This is a genomic window from Wohlfahrtiimonas populi (assembly GCF_002006795.1).
Classification (GTDB): domain Bacteria; phylum Pseudomonadota; class Gammaproteobacteria; order Cardiobacteriales; family Wohlfahrtiimonadaceae; genus Wohlfahrtiimonas; species Wohlfahrtiimonas populi.
This window is the reverse complement of record NZ_MVDN01000003.1, coordinates 215,745-236,929: the sequence shown is the minus strand read 5'-3', so window position 1 is coordinate 236,929 and position 21,185 is coordinate 215,745. Positions and strand designations below refer to the sequence as shown.

Sequence of the window (21,185 nt, the reverse complement as noted above, 5' to 3'; positions counted from 1 at the left end):
AAAATTGCATAATGACCTTTATTTTTCATATTGTTTGTTATAGCTACTTTGTTCATAGCAAGGCATATAAATATTTATATTGGTGCGTTTCTAGATAACTATGAGAGCAATCGAGTTAGAAAATCTGTAAACTTGAGCTGAAAAGATAACAGTGAAGATTATATGAAAGATTGTAACGTTAAAGCAGTATTGATCGATTTAGATGGTACGTTGGTGAATACATTGCCTGATCGCATTGCTGCGATTCAGCAAGGATTACAAAGCTTAGATTTACCTGCCATTGATGATCGCAATGTTCAGAATTACATTGGTGATGGTGTTTGGCTATTGTCTAAGCGTACATTGCAAGAAAGCTTGGTCAATGAGCCTAATCGCATAACAGATGATTTAATTCAGGCTTTGGCAGATACATATGAAGCTTATTATTTAGCACATATTTGTGAACACACTATTTTATCTAAAGGTGCATTAACACTTTTAAAAGCATTGAAGCAAAATGATATTGCGATTGCTTTAATTACGAATAAGAAAAATGAATTAACCTATGCATTATTGAAATCTTTGGGCATCCATGAATATTTTGATGTCATCATGGCAGGGCAAGATGGCGCACATAAGCCTGCGCCTGATCTATTATTAAAAGCATTACAAGCACTGAAGATTGAAGCTAAAGACGCTGTCATGATTGGTGATTCCTTAGATGATCGAGAAGCCGCAAAATTAGCAAATATTGATATGATGGGTGTTGCATTTGGTTATCGGCCACTTTGTAAAAATGACGTGCAATATTTAATGGAAGATTTACAGGAAGCCTTGCCATATTTGATGAGCAAAAAGGATGATATGAAAAAATTAGCACCGATTATGTTTGTAGGCACAGGCAGTGATGTTGGTAAAAGCGTGATTACAACAGGTTTTTGTCGTATTTTTAAGCAAGATGGCTATCAGCCTGCGCCTTTTAAAGCGCAAAATATGTCAAATTTCAGTGTCACGTTAGATGATGGTGCTGAAATGGCAATTGCTCAATCGACACAGGCGGAAGCAGCAGGAGTCGAACCAACAGTTGATATGAATCCTATTATGTTAAAACCCACAGCGGATCATCAAAGCAATGTATTACTTTTGGGTCAATCATTGGGTGTTAAAAATGCGTATGAATATTTTCGTGGTGATGGTTGGTTACATTTGCGGGATGAAGCGCATCACGCTTATGATCGCTTAGCGGAGCAATATTCGCCAATGGTTTTGGAAGGTGCAGGCAGTATTTCTGAATTGAATCTGAAAGAACGAGATATGGTCAATATCGCAATGGGAATTTATGCCAAAGCGAATATTGTTTTGATAGCGGATATCGAACGAGGTGGAATTTTTGCAAGTTTATATGGTTCGATCATGTTGTTGCCAGAAGAAGAGCGACCTTACATTAAAGGCATTATCATTAATAAGTTCCGTGGTGATATGAAGTTCTTTGAATCAGGTGTGAAGATGATTGAAGATTTATGCAAAGTGCCTGTTTTGGGGGTTATTCCGTATTATCAAGATATTGAAATTGTGGCAGAAGATTCGTTGAGTGCATCACAAACATCCGCACAAATGCTAGCCAATGATATGGATTATAAAAATGCACAGTATGATCGCTTAGCGGATCATATTAGACAATATGTGGATATGGATAAGGTTTATCAGATATTGCGAGAGAATATTGCTTGCATAGATACTAAATAAATTGGAGAATACCTAGCCAAAATATTTAATAATAAATTTATATGAGAATGTATGAATAAGTTAATAAAAAATAATACAGTGTTAGCTGTATTGAGCTGTTTATTCTTTTTGTCAGGTAGTTCTGGTTTAATGTATCAAGTTTCTTGGCAAAGGGTTTTAAATATCGCATTTGGCTCGAATTATGAATCTGCTACAATCATTGTTGCAGCATTTATGTTGGGCTTAGGATTCGGTGCTATCATTGGCGGGGTGTTATCTGATAAATATCCCAATAAAACTTTATTGCTATTTTGTTGCTGTGAAATTGGGATTGGCTTATATGGCTTAATGAGCTATACGTTGATTTTGGTAGTGGGTGATCTATTCATTCAATACAATTTATTTGTAATTGCTTTAGTTAATTTCATTTTAGTACTGATCCCAGCATTATTGATGGGGGCAACTTTACCCATTTTAATTACTTACGTTGTCAAGCAGTGGAATAACATTGGACATTCCACTGGGCATTTATATGCAGTGAATACATTTGGTGCGACATTGGGGGCATTTTTAACAGGCTTTGTTTTATTTCATTATTTCACACTAGATATTGTGATTGTACTGGCTGCATTAATCAATTTTGTTGTTGCAATTGGCACATTTATGTTATTTAGAGGAGAAGCATAATGTTAAGAATGTTTGCATTGTTTTTATCTTTTTCCATTGGTTTCGTGAGCCTTGGGCAAGAGATGCTTTGGTTTAGAATTGTGAGTTATGAATTTAGTGGCACACCACAATCATTTTCATTTGTATTAACACTTTATTTGTTGGGAATCGCAGCAGGTGCGATTTTAGGTAAAAACATTTGCATGAAGAATGACTATTCCAAAATTATGTTTTTTGGAGGGGTGGTTCTATTGATTGGTGGTGTGTTGGATCTATTTGTGCCGTATTTGGTGGATATGATCATGTCAAAATTCTCTCAAAGAATGTTTGTTTATGTTCCATTGATCTTTTTAACATCTTGTTTAAAAGCAAGCATGTTCCCAATTGCCCATCATTTGGGTAGTTCATTAAAAAATGAGAAAAAAATCGGTTCATCTGTTTCAATAGTGTACTGTGCTAATATTATTGGTGCGACATTGGGTACAATCTTCTTTGGGTTGGTTGTTTTAGCTTATATCACAACGTATCAAGCATTTATTTATATAGGTGCTTTTGTATCGCTTTTGGCAGTGAGTATGATACTTGCTAGTCAAGTACAGAGAGTCATGGGGATTGTGATTATTACGGCCAGTTTGGCAATTATTATAATGAACATTGGCTATGTTAATGATCCTCGTTATTTTAAAATGAATAAAAATCCAAATACAACATACAGTGCTGAGAATCGGCATGGTGTGATCGATATTAGACCAACAAATGGTGTAGAGATTATTTATGGTGGTAATGTTTATGATGGCATTATGCAAGTGGATCCTATCACTGATCTCAATACTTTGAGTCGAGTATTGATTTTAGATGTTGTACATCCTGAGCCCAAAAGAGCGTTAGTGATTGGTGTGAGTGGTGGTGCATGGTTAAGAATGTTATCGAGCTTTCCTACATTAGAAATAATTGATGCCATTGAGCTAAATCCTGGTTATGTGGATGCAATTGCACAATATCCAGACATTGCCCCTGTTTTAAGTGATAAGAGAATCACAATTCATGTGGATGATGGTCGTCGTTGGTTACGTCGTAATTCTACAGAAAAATATGATCTTATTGTAATGAATACAACCTATCATTGGAGATCTGGAGCGACGAATATTTTATCACAAGAAATGATGGGCTTGCTCTCTAATAGTTTGAATGAAAATGGTATTGTAGCGCTCAATAGCACAAGGTTATTAGATGTATTGAAAACGACTAATTCGGTATTTCCATATTCATATTGGGGTGAATTAGGTTTTATATATAGTTCTCATCAGAATTTCTTGGCCAACCGCACACCGCAAACACGTGAAAAATTGTATAACTTACATTTTGATGGCAAACCTATTTTTAAAAAGGGAGATCCTGCTTCTGAATACGCTATTGATAGAATTATGGCGATGGAAATGCTTGATCTGAAAACGATAGAATCTTTGTCTAATCGACCTTTAGAAATCATTAAAGACAATAATATGATCAATGAATATAAATATGGATTAGAGTTTGGTTTTAAATAAGAGGCAAAAAAAATGGCTTCATGATGCAGGTCGATGAAGCCCAACGTCTAGGACTAGTAAACAAAGGTTTGTTATATTTATGCTTTAAACTCTTTTGCTAATGCTTGGAATTTTTCAATTTGTTCTGGGAAAATAATGCGGTTTTCATCACGACCTAAGAAGATCTTGAACATAATGCCGCCATCATGGTTAGCAAATAAAATGCTGCGAGTTTCAGAGCCACGGAAAGGGCGAGTGATAAAATAAATTGCACCGCAATTTTTGTATCTTAAATGACCTTGGAAGCCACTGGTTGCGTCAAGATTATAAAATCCATGTCCCTCTTCGCCAGCTGGGAATGGACCAGAGAATTCAAATACNTGCTTGGAATTTTTCAATTTGTTCTGGGAAAATAATGCGGTTTTCATCACGACCTAAGAAGATCTTGAACATAATGCCGCCATCATGGTTAGCAAATAAAATGCTGCGAGTTTCAGAGCCACGGAAAGGGCGAGTGATAAAATAAATTGCACCGCAATTTTTGTATCTTAAATGACCTTGGAAGCCACTGGTTGCGTCAAGATTATAAAATCCATGTCCCTCTTCGCCAGCTGGGAATGGACCAGAGAATTCAAATACTGCATCCACTGTGTGAATGATTGTCATCACTTTGCCCCAAGTGGCAACACGCGTTAGGATTTCTTGGAAAAGATTGCCAGATGCTTTAGACCATAATTCTTCAGGTAAGCATTCAATCATTTCTGCTTCACTAGCATCGTTAGATTCTGCCAATGTTTCAAATAAAATACCTGGATTCTTTGCTAAACGCTCTTTAATGCTGGTTTTTTGTGCTTCTGTTAACATGGTGTTCCTTTGAAAATTTAGAATATATGCAAGCGGCCTGAGGGAATCAGTCGAGTGATTAAAGAGGTTATCATCAAACTAAAGTATCCTTAAGCGAGGGGGGAGCTTTTGGATTAAAACAATTTTAAAACTTAGGGAGCGATACAAATTTTAAAACTGTCTTATGGATGACCGCTTGCATATATATTGGGTTAGGCTTGTTTTGGTACGCCGTGGCTTCTGCCATGACCTTTACCATCAATGCCTGTTAAGTGTGTTGTTTTTGATTGATCTTTAGGATTCAATCTAAATGCTTTACCAAAGCCTGTTACTAATACGCCTTTGCGTGGTGACAATTTAAACAAATGGAAATCACCCATATCGCGTAATACATTCACTGTTTTACCTGCGCGTTCTGTCAATGCAGCTAAGCCTGCTTCAAATTCTGCATCTTCACCTGGCACTTCAGTTGCTTCTACTTGATAGGTTACGCGTTTACGAGCATAGATATTACGAGTTTTACTTTCATCATCTACAATCATGATGTCAAAAATAGGACGATTTTTAACATGTTGAGTGTGATAAGCGATGTCAGCGATGAAAATGTAGTAATTACCATCCATTACAGCAAATGGCGTGTAACTTGCGTGAGCAATTTGTTCATCATCAACAGTTGCCATCAAAAGAGTAATATTCTCCTCATGCAATCGTTGTAATTCAGGCTCTAACTCTGCATATAAATCTGCGCCTTTATTATCGATGATTTCTACATTAAATTCATTTGACTCAGTTGTCATGGGTGCTCCGTTTAAGCTAATGTTGATTTGTGTTTTGGATTGTAGCAATAAAAATATCAAATGTTAATAGAAATCATTAATAAATAGTAATTATTCTCATATAAGAAGATGATTTTTATATCTGAATGATATATTAATCATTGAGTTAGCTTGATTTTTATTTGTTATAAATTATGCAAAAAGCTTATGAGAAAACGCACAAGTATTGAAAAAATAAGGTAGAATGAGTGTTTTTCTTTGTTTAATTGAATAGATTGGAATAATGTCGTATGAAACCAGCGTATCATCACCAAGATGTTGAGAAAACAGCACAGTCTTATTGGGAAACTAATAAAACATTTAAAGTTGCAGATCATGTAGAAGGTAAGCAGAACTATTACTGCCTATCTATGTTCCCATATCCATCTGGCCGACTTCACATGGGACATGTGCGTAACTATACAATTGGCGATGTAATGAGCCGTTATATGACGATGAAGGGCTTTAATGTTCTTCAACCAATGGGTTGGGATGCTTTTGGTATGCCAGCTGAAAATGCGGCGATTGATAATAAAGTATCACCTTATCAATGGACGCAAAAAAACATGACTTACATGAAAAACCAATTAAAGCTTTTAGGCTTTGGTTTTGACTGGGATCGTGAGATCGCAACGTGCGAGCCTGATTATTATCGTTGGGAACAATGGTTCTTCACGAAATTATATGAAAAAGGCATCATTTACCGTAAAAACGGCATTGTGAACTGGGATCCGATTGATCAAACAGTTTTGGCTAATGAGCAAGTGATTGATGGTAAAGGTTGGCGTTCTGGCGCGGAAGTTGAGCGTCGTGAAATCCCAATGTACTACTTTAGAATCACTGATTATGCTGATGAATTATTAGAAGATTTAGATACTTTAACGGATTGGCCGTTACAAGTTAAAATCATGCAGAAAAACTGGATCGGTAAATCACAAGGGATGGAAATCGGTTTCCCTTATGAAGAAGGTACAGTGCGTGTATTTACAACTCGCCCAGATACATTGATGGGGGTAAGTTACGTTGCAGTTGCGCCAGAGCATGCCATTGCACAAAAAGCTGCTGCAAATAACCCTGAATTACAAGCATTCATCGAAGAGTGTAAAAAAGGTGCTACAAACGAAGCTGACATTGCAACCCAAGAGAAGAAAGGGATGGCAACAGGTGCTTTCGTTACACATCCTATTACTGGTGATCAATTGCCAGTTTGGGTCGCGAACTATGTGATCATCACTTATGGTGAAGGTGCTGTGATGGCTGTGCCTGCGCATGATGAACGCGATTTTGAGTTTGCAACAAAATATGGTTTGCCCATTAAACCTGTCATTGAAAATAATGCTGAAGATCAAAGCTATACAATATGGCAGGAAGCTTACGCAGAACATGGCCCATTGATCAATTCAGGTGATTACAATGGTTTAGGTTTTGATGAAGCAACGCAAGCGATTGCTAAGTTCTTAGAAGGTAAAGAATTAGGCTTCATTAAAACTCAGTATCGTTTACGCGATTGGGGTATTTCTCGTCAGCGTTATTGGGGTTGCCCAATTCCTATCATTCACTGTGAATGTTGTGGCGATGTTCCAGTGCCAGAAAAAGATTTGCCAGTTGTATTGCCAAATAATTTGATTCCAGATGGTTCAGGCAATCCTTTACATAAAAATGAAGCATTCTTGAATGTAGATTGTCCTAAATGTGGTAAAGCGGCTCGCCGTGAAACTGACACAATGGATACATTCATGGATTCATCTTGGTATTATGCACGTTTTGCATCATATGATTGCAATACAGCGATGTTGGATGAGCGTGCTGAACAATGGTTGCCAGTGGATCAATACATCGGTGGGATTGAGCATGCGATTCTTCACTTGTTGTATTCACGTTTCTTCCATAAATTGATGCGTGATGAAGGTTTGTTAGGCGATCCTGCTAAAGCACCGAAAGAACCATTCAAGGCGTTGTTAACGCAGGGCATGGTAATTTCTCCATCATTCTACCGCCATGCTTCTACAGGTTATACTTGGTATAACTTGGATGATGTGACACCAGTTGTCAAAGACGGTGAAACAACTTATATCTTAAACGCGGATGGCCAGCCTGTTGTTTATGGCGGCGTTCAGAAGATGAGTAAATCTAAGAACAATGGTGTGGATCCTGAATTCATCATCAATGAATATGGTGCAGATACAGCGCGTTTATTCATGATGTTCAGCGCGCCACCAGAGCAATCATTGGAATGGTCAGTTTCAGGCGTTGAAGGCGCTCAGCGTTTCTTGAAACGTTTGTGGGCATTTGGTCATGAATTCCAAAATTCATTGTCAGCGAAAGTGGATTATGATTCATCGGATAAAGCATCGAAAGATATTCGCCGCATTGTGCATGAAGAATTGAAGAAAGCATTATTTGACTATGATCGTTACCAATACAATACAGTGATTTCTGCATGTATGAAAATGTTGAACGCATTGGGAGAATTGGATGATACTGAAGCGGCAAAATATGTGCGTAATGAAGGTTTCTCCATTATGTTGCGTTTGTTGTACCCGATCATTCCGCATGTTACGCATGAAATCTGGAGCAATGTATTTGAAGGTAAAATCGAAACAGCAGAAATTCCAACTGTGGATGAATCTGTATTGGTTCGTGATGAAATCAACTACGTGATCCAGGTGAACGGTAAATTACGTGGTGAATTTGTGATTGCAGCTTCAGCTTCAAAAGAAGAGATCGAAGCAATGGCATTGGCAAATGAAGCTGCACAGCGCCATTTTGAAGGCATGCAGATCATGAAAGTGATCGTTGTTCCTAAAAAATTAGTGAATATTGTCGCTAAGTAATTAGGTTGATCGCCCTTAAAAATTTTTTTAAGGGCGATTTGAAATTATATGAAAATCATCTGAGGGTGGTTTTTGTTATAATTTTATGAATACAATGATGATAGGAATATAATAATGAAAAAATGGTGTTGGCTTTGGTTGATAGCAACATTTGTGGATGCTAGTATTACAATTGTTCAAACTGTATTAGCAAGTGGCGCAAAGCCTGAAATTGTTCCATTTGATTTTTCTAAAGTGTTAGAAAATATTCCCTATTGGTTAGACTCTATCTGGTATGTTTTTAATATCATCGCGATTAATGCTATTTTTGCATTTTTGGGCTATTTTCTTTTTAAGAATTTAAAGAAACATTGGAGTCAATTACCTAACATTTCTTTATTAGCATTCTTATATCTGACATTTGGTGCATTGATGGTATTGGCTAAAGAACGTTTTGATATCATTTATCCAAGTTATTTATACCACCCATTTAACATTGAAAGTATAGAAGAAAGTTTATGGATGGTCAGTGTAGTGATTTTAGGTATTGCTGCGCTTGGTTATTTATTTCTTAATCTCAAGTATTGGAAGAGTTTTGCAACTCTATATATTATTTTAGCTGGATTATCTTATTATCCTTATATATGGGGAACAATGACATCTGTAAAGGAAGTTGAAAATTTAGATAAACCAAATGTTATTTATATTTTGTTAGATGCTGTAAGGCCAGATCATATGAAAGCTGGTGGTGCGCCATTTGATATTATGCCGAAACTCAATAAAATGATAGAAGAGCAAGGTGTATTTTATAAAGATGTTACCGTGTCTGTAGGCCGCTCTTTTCCTTCTGCTATAGCAATATTAACAGGTAAGCATGCTATCAATAATGGTATAAGAGATAATTTATTTGCAAAACAAAATGTGAATTATAATGAGACTTTACCTAATATTTTAAAAGAAAATGGCTACCAAACGCGTTTAGCTGTGGATGGAGGGCAATTTTGGGGGTTTGATGAAGATTATGGCTTTGAAGAGTTATGGTCATCAGGATTGGCTAATATTAATATGATCCCATTGGAGCTTGGTGGCTTTATGCCGTTACCCTTACTATTTGCAAACACTAGGGTAGGGGAGTTGTTTTTTCCATATCTATATGCAGATCGAAATATAGATACGCTATATGATACTTCTGCACTTGTTCATAAAATTGAGAATGGGTTAAATTTTACAGATAAATCTAAACCATTATTTTTATTTATGAGTTTAGATCTTCCGCACACGCCGTATCGTGATGAGACTGAGTATTCTAAGGCTATTGTCTCAAATCTTTCAGGGACAGATTATGCGGATGCTTGCAAATATTATTTAGCATCAATGAATGTTGTAGAGGATCAGTTGTTTTCTGTGATTAGTACTTTAAAAGAATATGGGAGAATGCAAAATACCATTTTAGTAGTAGGATCTGACCATGGGCAAGGGTTTGTAATGGCTAAAGATTCTTATATAAGATATGATGGAGAGGCTTTTCCGCATTTGGAAGGATTCTATGGAAATAGCGCATTAAATCCCTCATCAACAAATTTAATGTTTTCAATCTTTAGTAGTTCTCCTTTAATTAATTTAGAATTTGGTATTCGTGATTTAAAAATTGAATCTGTTGATATTACACCGATGTTGCTAGATATATTAAATATAGAGCCTTCATATAGCTTAGATGGGCAGTCTTTTAAAGAAAACCTTCAAGATTCTGGGTATGGTCAAAGTAAAATTAGATTTGTTGAGGGAGGATTTAAAAATAAATTAACCTTTGATAAGGGTAATTCAGAAGATGTTGCATTATTAACTAGTAATACATTAGTTGATCTAAATACACTAAAAACATCTTGGAATAAAGAGGGGGAGTTGCAAATTCTTTTAAATAAAGATCGTTCTGTATATTTTGATCAGTGGTCTTTATTGACAGAGGATTTTTTAGGCAATCCTTATGTGGTCAATCATGATGAAAAGATTGTATGGCCGATTACATTAGCACCATCAGATGCTCCTGTTATTAAGATGTTGCAAGCATGGTGTGAACACTATTCAAAAGATATTGCCAGCTTATCAAAATTTGGTGTAGATCAAAATACTATAGCGCAAGGGTATTGCACTTTGACAAAACAGGATGAGTTATTATCAAATATTTTGCACAATCAGCCTTATGATAGGGGGTATTATCAAAAATTGGATCGCAAATTTATTAAAAGCTCGCAGTTTATTTGCACACGAGAGCACTTATATTAACATACAGTATTTTGAGGAATTATGAAGAAGATAAGTTTAACATTATTGATCTCTAGTTTATTGATAACGCATGTATTTGCAGAGGAAGCAGTAGATTTTCAACGATTATTAAATGAACGTAATATATCAAAAATTAAAGAAGCTATTAATAACGACCCTAGCAATAGTGAAGCATATTATATTGCATCTATGTATTATGGTGTTGGAGATGATGAGCTAGGTACCAATAAAGATGAAAAAAAGCGCTATGAATATTTAAAAAAATCAGCCGACTTAGGGTGGCGTGAGGCTCAGTTGCAGTATGGTTTTTATTTATTAAACCAAGCAAAAAGTTCTGAGGGTTTGGTCTATATTAAGAAAGCTGCAGATAGTGAGTATTTGCCTGCTATTGCATTGTTAGGAGATCTGTATTTTGCAGGATATCAGGATGAAAATGGATTATCTGTAATTGATAGTGATATTAATCAGGCAATAATATACCTAGAGAAGGCCGTTGTAGAAAATAGCCAAGATGCACGTTATACATTAGGTCATATATATTTGACGCCAAACTTTGGGAAGCAAGATATCCTAAAAGCTTTGGAGTTATTTGAAGCTAATATTAACTATGATGCTAAATCTGGGCATTTGGCAACTTTAATTACATTAATTGATTTATATAGTGTGGGGGAGATGGTTGAACCTGATAATGGTAAGCTAATAGATTATTGTTATTTGGCAAGTTTACAAGATTATACCCCTGTGTTGTATTCCGTGGGTATGATGCAAAGAATAGGTGCCAAAGGTATTAAATTTGAAATTATAAAAGATCCTGAGGCAGCATTTATTAACCTATTTAAAGCTGCATCTGCAGGTTATATTGATGCAATGTTTCAAGTGGGTGAAATGTATTTTAAAGGTGATGGTGTAGAACAAAGCGATATGGATGCTTATATGTGGATAGCGATTGCTGAAGAATTATCGTCAAGTGATAACAGGTATTCAGAAATAATCTTAGAATTAATTCCTAAGAGAGAAAAGCAAATAGCAGTAGATAATAAGAATCATAGGCGTAAATTTTTCACAGGGATAATACATAAGGCTACTGATAATGTAGAAAATAAATAGTAAGCATAAATAGCAGATGGCAAAAAAGGAAGGCAATGCCTTCCTTTTATTTTTGCTTGAATAACCAAATATTAATAAGTATTGATTCTATGTTTGGTCCTGTTTAGCTGCACTACTGATTTGTAGCTGTAAAATACTAGTTTTAATCATTGTTAAAACAAACAATGCTGGTACAAATAAAAACGCCGTAAATATAAAGAAGCTCTGCCAACCATAATCTTCGACAGCAAAGCCTGAGAACGAGCCAAATATGCGCAAGGAGAATGCGGCGATGGCACTTAGCATTGCATATTGTGTCGCAGAATATGCGCGATTACATAATAAGCTTAAATATGTGATGAATACGGCGCTTGCAAAGCCACCAATAAAATTTTCTAGTGAAATAGCTAAAGTTAAAGATAATGCTGTTGGATAATGCAAAACTAAAATGTAGCCTAAATTTGTTAATCCCATTAATGTGGATGACCAAATTAGAGCGTTATATAGGCTCATGCGAGAGATAATGTTCGCGGAGATGAATGCACCCAATAGAGTTGCAATTAGGCCATAGACTTTGCTGATTAAACCGATTTGTGCGCCTGTATAACCCATTTCATTATAGAATGCTGAAATCAATACGCCAGCGATAGCATCAGGCATTTTGAAAAAGAGAATAAAGATTAGGATTAAAATAGCTTGTGGGCGCGTAATGAAATTTTTAAAAGGAATCAGAATATAATCAGCTAACGTAGAATGTGCTGATATTTTTTCGTGTTGTGATGAGTCAGAATGATCAGCTTCTTCTTTGATTAGAAATATTGTTATCAATGTAATGACTGCAAATAAAGCTGTCACTAACAAGAAAATGGTTGGCCAATTAATATAGTCTGATGCGAATAAAACAGCTGCCCCCATAATTAGCATTGCCATGCGATAAGTCACTTGCGAGAGGCTTGAGCCATAAGATTGTTCATCATTTGAAAGAGTATCGATACGGTAAGCATCAATGACGATATCTTGGCTTGCAGATGATGCTGCGAGTAATAAGATTAAAATAGAAATGATGCCAATATGATCATTAGGATTGACCAGAGATAGCCCAAAGAAGACGGTTGTTAAACAGAATTGAAATAAAACAATCCAGCTTTTGCGCCTGCCTAATTTGGCTAAGATGAAAGGGAGTTTTGCATCTAAAAAAGGTGCCCATAGAAATTTAAAAACATAAGGTAAACCAGCTAAGCTGATTAACCCAATGCTTTTTTTATCGACGCCGTATTTAGATAGCCAATAAGTCAATGTTGACAGTGTCATCAATATTGGCAAACCTGAAGCAAAGCTTAAAAAACCAACCGCTAGAATTTTAGGTGAAAAATAAGGCTTAAAGCTTTGCAACAGTTTAGTCATAGATTATTTTTGTCCTTCAAAGGCTTTCATGTACTCATTTTGGAAAATACACATGCGAATTGCATTACGATAAGCGCCCGCTGAGAAAAATTCATGGCGTAAAACACCTTCTACTGTGAAGCCTAATTTTGTATAGATATGAACGGCTTTTTCATTGGCTTCATCCACAACTAAATACAATTTATATAGGTTCAATGTATGGAATGCATAATCCATTGCTAACTTCGTTGCAGTTCTTGCATAGCCTTGGCCTTGATGATTAGGCGCAATGATGATTTGGAATTCAGCACGGCGATGCGTGTAATCAATTTCCACCAATTCAACTAAGCCAACAGGTTCTTTATCTTCCGTTTTTTGTAGAATGAAACGGCGTTCGTTTTTATCATGAATATGTTTGTCGTAGAGATCTGAGAGTTCTAAGAAAGACTCATACGGCTCTTCGAACCAATAACGCATGATGGATGCGTTATTGTCTAAATGGTGCACAAACCGAAGGTCCTCTTTCTCAAGTGGTCGAAGACTTAAAGTGCTCATGTAATAATTTCCTTATTGATATGAATTAATATCGGCTCCAGTTACGTTTTTGATTACGATAACGAAGTAGCCTTGGCAAAATGGATGTGCCTAAAACGATGCCTGCAAAAAGGATGCTTGCGCCTTTTAGCCATTCATCACTTCTTTTATTTTCTTTAAGTGTGAAGTTTTCACTTTTGAGTTGTTTTAATTCTAATTCTTGTTGCATGTTTACTTGCGTCAATAATTGGTTGTCATTATCAATATCGATGACATTTTTATTGATTTGTTCAAGGTGTGTCACACGGTTAGTTTGAACCAATAATGCTTGTTCTAACTTCTTTTGATTCTCTTTGAGAGAAGTGATGATTTGATCTTTTTCATCATTCTCAGTATTCAATGTTGCAATGCTTTCTTGTAATGGAGCATATTCTTGTTTTGCCATTTCAACAAATTCACGTGCTGCAGGATCATTCATTACGAAGCTTTTATGAATCCAACCGCGAGCATTGTTGTCGCCATATTGAATTTCATAATGTTGCTTGTTTTCATTCAATATTGTAATTTTTTCACCAGATGTCAGCATTTTGACAATTCGGCTGTTGTCACTGCCAGAAGCTCTAATCGGTGCTTGTAGCTGGTCTGTGACATATTTAATATTTTGTGCAGAAACGGTGGAGCATAAAACTGTGAGTGATAACAGCGTAATGATATGAGTGCGAAAAGACATTCTATTCCTTAAAATATGCTATTTTCGAAAGGAACATTATAAACATAAATGCAGGAGAATGCATATGGGAATCTACAGTTGCGCGGGGATTTGGCAATAAAAAAAGAGCATTGTAAAAATGCTCTTTTTTCTGTTTGCTTAGCAATCAGTGGTGGGCCTTGCTGGGCTCGAACCAGCGACCGCTCGATTATGAGTCGAGAGCTCTAACCAACTGAGCTAAAGGCCCAAATATCTGGTAGGCATAAATGGACTCGAACCATCGACCCCCACCATGTCAAGGTGGTGCTCTAACCAACTGAGCTATATGCCTATGAGTAAATAGGTGTGTGATTATATAGATTACTTTTTAAAGGTGCAAGCTTTATAGTTGATAATTGCTCAATTAATCGAGTTTGAGCATAATTTTGCCAATATGAGTGCTTGACTCCATCAGTTCATGAGCTTGATCTGCTTCATATAATGGAAATGTTGCATGAATCACAGGTTTAAACGAGCCATTTTCTACGAGTGGCAAAAACTTCTCTTTTAATGCTCGTGTTAATGCTTCTTTGAAAGGTAATTCACGAGAACGCAAGGTGCTACCAGTTAAAGTTAAGCGTTTAGTCATGATCTTTAATAAATTACATTCAACTTTAAAGCCTTTGGCTGCATTGATGTAAACCAATCGGCCATCAGTATTGAGAGCATTGATATTTTTACCAAAATATTCACCACCAATGATGTCTAAAATGACATCAACATCTTTGACATGATCAGCGAAATCATCTGTTTCGTAATTGATGGCTGTTGCACCTAAAGATTCACAGAAAGCTTTTTTATCATCACTGCCAACGGTTGTGTAGATCTTTTGAGCGCCGAATAATTTGGCTAATTGAATCGCTGTGATACCAATCCCGCTTGTGCCACCATGCACCATGAATGTTTCACCTGATTGGAACCGGCAACGATCAAAGACATTGCTCCAAACGGTGTAAACCGTTTCAGGCAGGGAAGCTGCTTCTACATAGGATAAGTTTTCAGGCTTGCGGATACAGATTGATGCAGGTGCGTTAACATATTCAGCATAGCCACCACCAGAAATGAGTGCAAATACATCATCACCCACTTTCCATTCTGTAACATTTGTACCAATTTTCTCGATTGTGCCTGCAACCTCTAAACCTAAAATATCTGCAACAACACCATCTGGTACAGGATAATTGCCTTTACGCTGCGCAACATCTAAGCGATTGATGCCAGCTGCTTTAACTTTAATGAGTACTTCATTATCGTCAATATTTGGAATTGCACGCTCTTCAATTTTTAAAACAGATGGTGCACCAAATTCACTAATAACAACGGCTTTCATATTTCCTCCTGAGATTATTTTGCAGGATTCAGCATAGCATAAATTACGCCAACCAATTGACATCACTTTTAGATGTAGCTTCTGGTGTTTCTGATTTTACTGTGAATTTTTCAAAATCAAACAATTCAGTATCAGCCAATTGCGATGGCTTGATATTTTTAATGGATCTGAAAATATTTTCGATTCTGCCAGGATATTTATCTTCCCATTTTTGTAGCATCATTTTAGTGGTTTGGCGTTGTAATCCATCTTGAGAGCCACAAAGATTACATGGAATGATAGGGAATTCACGCATTTCTGCATACTTGATTAGATCTTTTTCTGAACAATATGACAATGGGCGAATCACGATATTGTCGCCATCATCACTTTGTAATTTTGGTGGCATTGCTTTTAATGTCGAACCAAAGAACATATTCATAAACATTGTTTCCACGATGTCATCACGATGATGCCCTAAAGCAATCTTATTGAAGCCTTTTTCTTTAGCGTAGCTATATAATATACCGCGGCGCAAACGTGAGCAAAGGCTACAAGTTGTTTTACCTTCTGGGATTAATTCTTTCACAACAGAATAAGTATCTTGCGTGATGATCTCAAAAGGCACGCCCAATTCTGTTAAGTAGTTAGGTAAAACATGCTCAGGGAAGCCAGGTTGCTTTTGATCTAAGTTCACAGCAAAAACTTCGAAATTGACAGGTGCTTTTTCTTTGAGCTTCAATAAAAGATCCAATAACGCATAGGAATCTTTTCCGCCTGATAAGCAAACCATGATGCGATCGCCATCTTCGATCATTTTATAATCCATAATGGCTGTGCCAACTAAACGGCGTAAACGTTTTTCTAATTTTTTCTGAGTAACTGATTGTGTCATGATCTACCTAAATACAACAAATAACTGAAAGCTGTGGAATCGGGCATTTTATCATTTTGATCTCTAAACATCATATTAATTCTTAGTAATGTTGTTTATTTCATGGTGGCTCTTTCAAGTTTCCACATTATCATCACAGGCAAGAATGCTTATAGGTAAATATTTAACGAATATTAAAAGTTGATGGGTATATAATAGGGGGTTTAATTATTCTCATGTGATGCCAATGTTAAATGATGAAGCGTTGCTCCGATATTCTCGGCACATTTTATTGTCCGAAATTGATTTGGATGGGCAAGAAAAAATTCAGCAATCTCGTATTTTAATCGTCGGTTGTGGCGGTTTGGGTAATGCAGCTGCGCCATTATTAGTGGCGGCAGGTGTTGGTGAAATCACATTGATTGATTTCGATGTCATTGATTTATCTAATCTACAGCGTCAAATTCATTTTGAAACTCAGGATATTGGCGAGAATAAAGCAGAAATACTTAAAAAGCATCTTCATAGTTTAAATCCTAATGTTACGATTCATGCTGTGATTGAAAAAGCGGATGAAGCATTGCTATTAGATTTGGCTAAAAATATGGATATGATTTTGGATTGCACAGATAACTTTACAATTCGTCAGGCGATCAATGTGGTTGCACATCATTATAAAATCCCGCTTATTTCTGGTTCGGCTGTACGCTTTGAAGGGCAATTAGCCATTTATGATTTTAGAGATGAAAAAAGTGGCTGTTATCACTGCTTATTTGAGGGTGCGCACAGTGATGATGGTGCTTGCGCTTTATTGGGAGTTTTTTCCCCTGTTTTACAAATTGTGGGTGCAATGCAAGCACAAGAAGCTTTGAAAGTTATTCTAGGTTTAGAGATTAAAGTTAATCAAATGAAAGTTTATAACGCATTAACAGGTGATTGGCAGATGTTTAAATTTGCACGTAATCCAAGATGTAATGTTTGTCATGAAAAAGAGGTGAAGTAGCGATGGATCAAAAAATTATTTACTTAGATTATGCAGCTACAACACCTCCAGCTCATGAAGTTGTCGAGCACATGATGCTTGGCTTAAATACAGTTTGGGGAAATGCAAGCAGTGAGCACATGTACGGCTATGCTGCCAATCATTATGTGGAAGAATCATTGCAGGCAATCTCTAAGTTTCTAGGCGTGGAGCAAAGCTGTTTAACATTAACAAATGGTGCGACAGAATCTATTAACTTAGCATTGAAGGGTGTGATGCGTGCACAAACCGCTAAAAAACATCTGATTGCCATTACGACAGAACACAAAGCAACATTGAATACGGCACAAGCTTTAGTGCAAGAAGGCTTTGATGTGACATTTTTAGCACCCAATGAAAATGGGCTGATTACGGCTGAAATGTTTGAAGCAGCGATTACGCCTGAAACAGCTTTAATGACCAGTTTGTGGGTGAATAATGAAACAGGTGATGTTTACGATATTCCTGCAATTAGTGAAGTAGCACGCAAACATAAGGTGTTATTACATGTGGATGCAACACAGGCTCTACCGCATTTTAAAATTGACTTGTCATTAGTAGATTTAGCAAGTTTTACTGCCCATAAAATTTATGGTCCAAAAGGCATTGGTGTTTTGTATAAACGTGATTTCCCAAAAATTCCAATGGCACAAGTTTTGGATGGTGCAAAAACTGAATTGGGCAATCATGTGGGGACATTGGCAAACCATCAAATCATGGGTTTAGCGCGTGCAGTTAAATTATTATCATCTCATTATGGCAAAGAGCAAACTCAGAATGAACAACGCTTAGAGTATTTGATGAAGGCATTATCGCCTTTAGGTGTGACTAGAAATGGCAAAGAAAATCAATTGATGCCAGCAATCATTAATATCCATGTGCCAGATGTCTATGGCGAAACTTTGATGGCAGCAGTGCCTTATTTATGTTTTTCGCGTGGATCAGCATGTAATAGCGATGAAACACTGCCATCTCATGTACTAACAGAATTGGGTTACAGCAATAAACATGCGAGAGAAAGCGTGCGCATCAGTTTAGGGCGTAATTTATTAGAATATGACTTTAAACGTGCTGTGAATGATCTAGTAAAATCCATTGATCAATTGCAGAGAATTGCACATGCTGAGCGTGGTGAAAATGTATTGCCAGCCATCCATGTGAAAGGTGATATTAATCTTAAGCTATTGGATCGTTTTAACTTTCAAGAAAGTCATGCTTTTGAATTAAAGCGTGATGATGTCGAGCTTAGTATTAAAGCTTTGGTGCAAGAAGATCAAGTTACAAAGCTTTCTATAGGATTACAAGGCTCGCCATATATTTTGTGGTTTATGAATGAAGCCGCTAATTTACTTCGCCAGCAACCATTGGAAACTTGGGTCAATTTTAGAATGAATCAAGTATGTGAAACAATGGAAACACCACAAAATGAATTGCGTTTAGTGATGATCATTGAAAAATTTATTAGAGATTGTGGCTCAGTAATGAAAGAAGGTTAATTAACCTTCTTTTTGATGGTTCTTTTCACTTTGATAAGCGAGAACTAGATAGTCCACCATGGAATAGATTGTTAAAGCAGCGGCGATGATTAAGCCAACTTCGCCGATTAAGAAGATTGGTAAGCCAAAGAAATCTGCTTTAAATAATAAGCAGCCAATTGCACCCATTTGGAAGGTTGTTTTCCATTTACCAATCCAAGAAACAGCAACAGAGTTTCTGCGCCCTAAAGATGCCATCCATTCACGCAATGCAGAAATTGTGATCTCACGGCAAATAATGATGATGGTGCTAAGAACTATGATGAGGGATTGTGGGTTATCTACAGCGATGATGATCAAGGCAACAGCCACAATGAGTTTATCTGCAACTGGATCCAAGAATGCGCCAAATGGAGACATCACATTGAGCTTTCTTGCTAAGTAACCATCGAAGTAATCAGTCACACCTGCTAAAGCGAACAACAACCACATTAAGAAGTTTTGCAATGGCATGCCAAAGAAGGTGGATTTCATATCCAATAAGGCAACCAGTACGAATACAGGAATAATGAAGATTCGAAATAAAGTCAGTAAATTTGGAAGATTCATCATTGCCTGTAGTCCTTAGTTTGTGCACGTACCATTATCGTCATTTTTGACAGGAAGTCAAAGCGACATTGCCTTTAATTAGTTGGCTGAAGGTAAGATAACCAGCGCTTTTCACACTTTTTGAAAATAAAGATTAACAAGAATGTGATGGCTAAATATAAACATGCTGCGATCAAATAAGGTGTGAATTGTAAAAATGTCACATTTTTCATTCGATTAGCTACCCCCAAAATATCTAAATTCGTCAAAGCAATCACAAATACTTGAGCTGTACCATGCAACATAAAGATCACTTCATTACTGTATGCAGGTAATGCACGTCTAAAACCGGATGGGAAAATCACGCGATAGAAAATTTGCCATTTGCTCATGCCCATTGCGATTGCTGCTTCAATTTCACCTTTTGGAGTATTTTTGAATGAGCCTTTGAATATTTCAATGGTATAAGCACATGTATTCATACTGAATGCGATGATTGCGCACCAATAAGGTTGCTTAACAATGTTCCATAGCCATGGAATTTGGCGAAGTTCTGCTGAAAATTGCCCCAATCCATAATACAAAAGATAGATTTGAATCAGTAATGGTGTGCCTCTGAAGAAATAGCTAAAAGATGCAACAGGCGTAGAAATTAAAGGATTTCTAGAGAGTGCAGCAAAAGCTAAAGGCAGTGCAAAAACTAAACCAATGAATGATGAGATGAATGTTAACTGTAATGTTACCCAAACGCCATTAGCGAAGAGTGGTGCATACTCTGCAAATAAACTATTCATAGTACGCTCCCGTTGAAACACCTTTGGAGAAGCGTTTTTCTAACCATTTAACAACAACAATGGATACAGAGGTTAAGACTAAGTAGCCAATAGCAACTGTGATTAAGAAGGTAAATGGCGCTCTAACAGATTGCCCACCTTTTAAAGCGATGGATACAAAGTCAGGTAAGCCAATCAATGAGATTAGTGCTGTTGCCTTTAATAATACTAACCAGTTGTTATTTAAACCTGGTAATGCAAAGCGCACTGCTTGGGGGATCACAATTTTGAATGAAACACGAGCAGGGGACATGCCTAATGCTAATGCTGATTCACGTTGCCCTTTTGGTACTGATAATAATGCACCGCGGAAACTTTCTGCCATGAATGCACCAAACATGAAGCCAATAGTTGCAACACCTGCAACAAAAGGGCTGATGTTGATTTGGCTAACGCCCATGGACTCTGTGATCTTGTTTAATAATGTCTGCATGCCAAAGTAGAACAAGAAGATTAAAACAATATCAGGGATGCCACGGATAATGGTTGTGTATGCAGCGACTGTGCCACGAATAAAGCGGGATTGACTGAAAGATCCTAATGCTGCCAAAATTCCCAAAATTACTGCTACGACTAAGGAGAAAACTCCCAATTCGATTGTGAGAAGGAAACCTTCCCACAAGATCTGTTTATAGAGCAATACCAATTGGAATTGCTCTGTTACTGCGTTAAAAAATGACATTG

At 36.7% G+C, this 21,185-nt stretch carries 18 protein-coding genes, 2 tRNA genes and 2 pseudogenes; 9 read left to right on the top strand and 13 right to left on the bottom strand.

The window, feature by feature from the left end; all coding sequences use genetic code 11:
- Positions 1–162: 162 nt before the first annotated feature.
- From BZK16_RS14860 to BZK16_RS05490, 4 genes and pseudogenes are all read left to right on the top strand, one after another.
- Positions 163–744, top strand: a pseudogene (locus tag BZK16_RS14860) (HAD family hydrolase); the annotation flags it as partial.
- A 99-nt stretch (positions 745–843) separates the two neighbouring features.
- Positions 844–1,593, top strand: a pseudogene (locus BZK16_RS14855) (cobyric acid synthase); the annotation flags it as partial.
- Between the two features lie 183 nt (positions 1,594–1,776).
- Positions 1,777–2,391, top strand: coding sequence for a fused MFS/spermidine synthase (locus tag BZK16_RS05495; protein ID WP_077927895.1), 615 nt, complete (start codon positions 1,777–1,779; stop codon positions 2,389–2,391).
- The gene (locus BZK16_RS05490; RefSeq protein ID WP_077927894.1) at positions 2,391–3,917 is read left to right on the top strand and encodes a spermine/spermidine synthase domain-containing protein; all 1,527 of its coding nucleotides are present in this window, start codon (positions 2,391–2,393) and stop codon (positions 3,915–3,917) included. Before BZK16_RS05495 ends, BZK16_RS05490 begins: the two co-directional genes overlap by 1 nt.
- Before the next feature lie 77 nt (positions 3,918–3,994).
- On the opposite strand, the gene hutX (BZK16_RS05485) is transcribed toward BZK16_RS05490, so the two are convergent.
- From hutX (BZK16_RS05485) to BZK16_RS05475, 3 genes are all read right to left on the bottom strand, one after another.
- Positions 3,995–4,324: a heme utilization cystosolic carrier protein HutX gene (gene hutX, locus BZK16_RS05485; RefSeq protein ID WP_077927893.1), complete on the bottom strand. Its 330-nt coding sequence runs from the start codon at positions 4,322–4,324 to the stop codon at positions 3,995–3,997.
- Positions 4,269–4,760, bottom strand: a complete 492-nt coding sequence (gene hutX / locus BZK16_RS05480; protein WP_077927892.1) for a heme utilization cystosolic carrier protein HutX — start codon at positions 4,758–4,760, stop codon at positions 4,269–4,271. The genes hutX (BZK16_RS05485) and hutX (BZK16_RS05480) overlap by 56 nt, the downstream gene beginning before the upstream one ends.
- Positions 4,761–4,951: 191 nt before the next feature.
- Entirely contained in the window at positions 4,952–5,536 is a 585-nt protein-coding gene (locus BZK16_RS05475) for a HugZ family pyridoxamine 5'-phosphate oxidase (RefSeq protein ID WP_077927891.1), read from the bottom strand.
- A gap of 269 nt (positions 5,537–5,805) precedes the next feature.
- On the opposite strand from BZK16_RS05475, the gene leuS reads away from it, so the two are divergent.
- From leuS to BZK16_RS05460, 3 genes are all read left to right on the top strand, one after another.
- Positions 5,806–8,388: a leucine--tRNA ligase gene (gene leuS, locus BZK16_RS05470; RefSeq protein WP_077927890.1), complete on the top strand. Its 2,583-nt coding sequence runs from the start codon at positions 5,806–5,808 to the stop codon at positions 8,386–8,388.
- Positions 8,389–8,502: 114 nt separating this feature from the next.
- Entirely contained in the window at positions 8,503–10,650 is a 2,148-nt protein-coding gene (locus tag BZK16_RS05465; RefSeq protein WP_077927889.1) for a sulfatase-like hydrolase/transferase, read from the top strand.
- 21 nt (positions 10,651–10,671) lie between these two features.
- Entirely contained in the window at positions 10,672–11,757 is a 1,086-nt protein-coding gene (locus tag BZK16_RS05460; protein ID WP_077927888.1) for a tetratricopeptide repeat protein, read from the top strand.
- 87 nt (positions 11,758–11,844) lie between these two features.
- Here the strand turns inward: BZK16_RS05460 and BZK16_RS05455 are convergent, their stop codons facing one another.
- From BZK16_RS05455 to ttcA, 7 genes are all read right to left on the bottom strand, one after another.
- Positions 11,845–13,140 (bottom strand): AmpG family muropeptide MFS transporter, encoded by a 1,296-nt coding sequence (locus BZK16_RS05455; protein WP_077927887.1) that lies wholly within the window; start codon positions 13,138–13,140, stop codon positions 11,845–11,847.
- A 3-nt stretch (positions 13,141–13,143) separates the two neighbouring features.
- A complete protein-coding gene (gene speG / locus BZK16_RS05450; protein ID WP_077927886.1) occupies positions 13,144–13,674 on the bottom strand; it encodes a spermidine N1-acetyltransferase in 531 nt (176 codons plus the stop codon).
- A 25-nt stretch (positions 13,675–13,699) separates the two neighbouring features.
- Entirely contained in the window at positions 13,700–14,383 is a 684-nt protein-coding gene (locus BZK16_RS05445) for a TIGR04211 family SH3 domain-containing protein (protein WP_077927885.1), read from the bottom strand.
- A gap of 149 nt (positions 14,384–14,532) precedes the next feature.
- Positions 14,533–14,609: transfer RNA gene (locus BZK16_RS05440), tRNA-Ile, on the bottom strand.
- 7 nt (positions 14,610–14,616) lie between these two features.
- Positions 14,617–14,693, bottom strand: a tRNA-Val gene (locus tag BZK16_RS05435).
- 72 nt (positions 14,694–14,765) lie between these two features.
- Positions 14,766–15,731 (bottom strand): NAD(P)H-quinone oxidoreductase, encoded by a 966-nt coding sequence (locus BZK16_RS05430; RefSeq protein WP_077927884.1) that lies wholly within the window; start codon positions 15,729–15,731, stop codon positions 14,766–14,768.
- Positions 15,732–15,774: 43 nt separating this feature from the next.
- The gene (gene ttcA / locus BZK16_RS05425; RefSeq protein ID WP_077927883.1) at positions 15,775–16,605 is read right to left on the bottom strand and encodes a tRNA 2-thiocytidine(32) synthetase TtcA; all 831 of its coding nucleotides are present in this window, start codon (positions 16,603–16,605) and stop codon (positions 15,775–15,777) included.
- A 226-nt stretch (positions 16,606–16,831) separates the two neighbouring features.
- Here ttcA and BZK16_RS05420 point away from each other — a divergent pair, with 226 nt between their 5' ends.
- Entirely contained in the window at positions 16,832–17,587 is a 756-nt protein-coding gene (locus tag BZK16_RS05420; RefSeq protein ID WP_077927950.1) for a HesA/MoeB/ThiF family protein, read from the top strand.
- Between the two features lie 2 nt (positions 17,588–17,589).
- A complete protein-coding gene (locus tag BZK16_RS05415) occupies positions 17,590–19,101 on the top strand; it encodes a cysteine desulfurase family protein (RefSeq protein ID WP_077927882.1) in 1,512 nt (503 codons plus the stop codon).
- Here BZK16_RS05415 and pgsA read toward each other — a convergent pair whose 3' ends face one another.
- From pgsA to BZK16_RS05400, 3 genes are all read right to left on the bottom strand, one after another.
- The gene (gene pgsA / locus BZK16_RS05410; protein WP_077927881.1) at positions 19,102–19,692 is read right to left on the bottom strand and encodes a CDP-diacylglycerol--glycerol-3-phosphate 3-phosphatidyltransferase; all 591 of its coding nucleotides are present in this window, start codon (positions 19,690–19,692) and stop codon (positions 19,102–19,104) included.
- A 71-nt stretch (positions 19,693–19,763) separates the two neighbouring features.
- The gene (locus BZK16_RS05405) at positions 19,764–20,462 is read right to left on the bottom strand and encodes an ABC transporter permease (RefSeq protein WP_077927880.1); all 699 of its coding nucleotides are present in this window, start codon (positions 20,460–20,462) and stop codon (positions 19,764–19,766) included.
- A complete protein-coding gene (locus BZK16_RS05400; RefSeq protein ID WP_077927879.1) occupies positions 20,455–21,183 on the bottom strand; it encodes an ABC transporter permease in 729 nt (242 codons plus the stop codon). Before BZK16_RS05400 ends, BZK16_RS05405 begins: the two co-directional genes overlap by 8 nt.
- Positions 21,184–21,185: the final 2 nt, after the last annotated feature.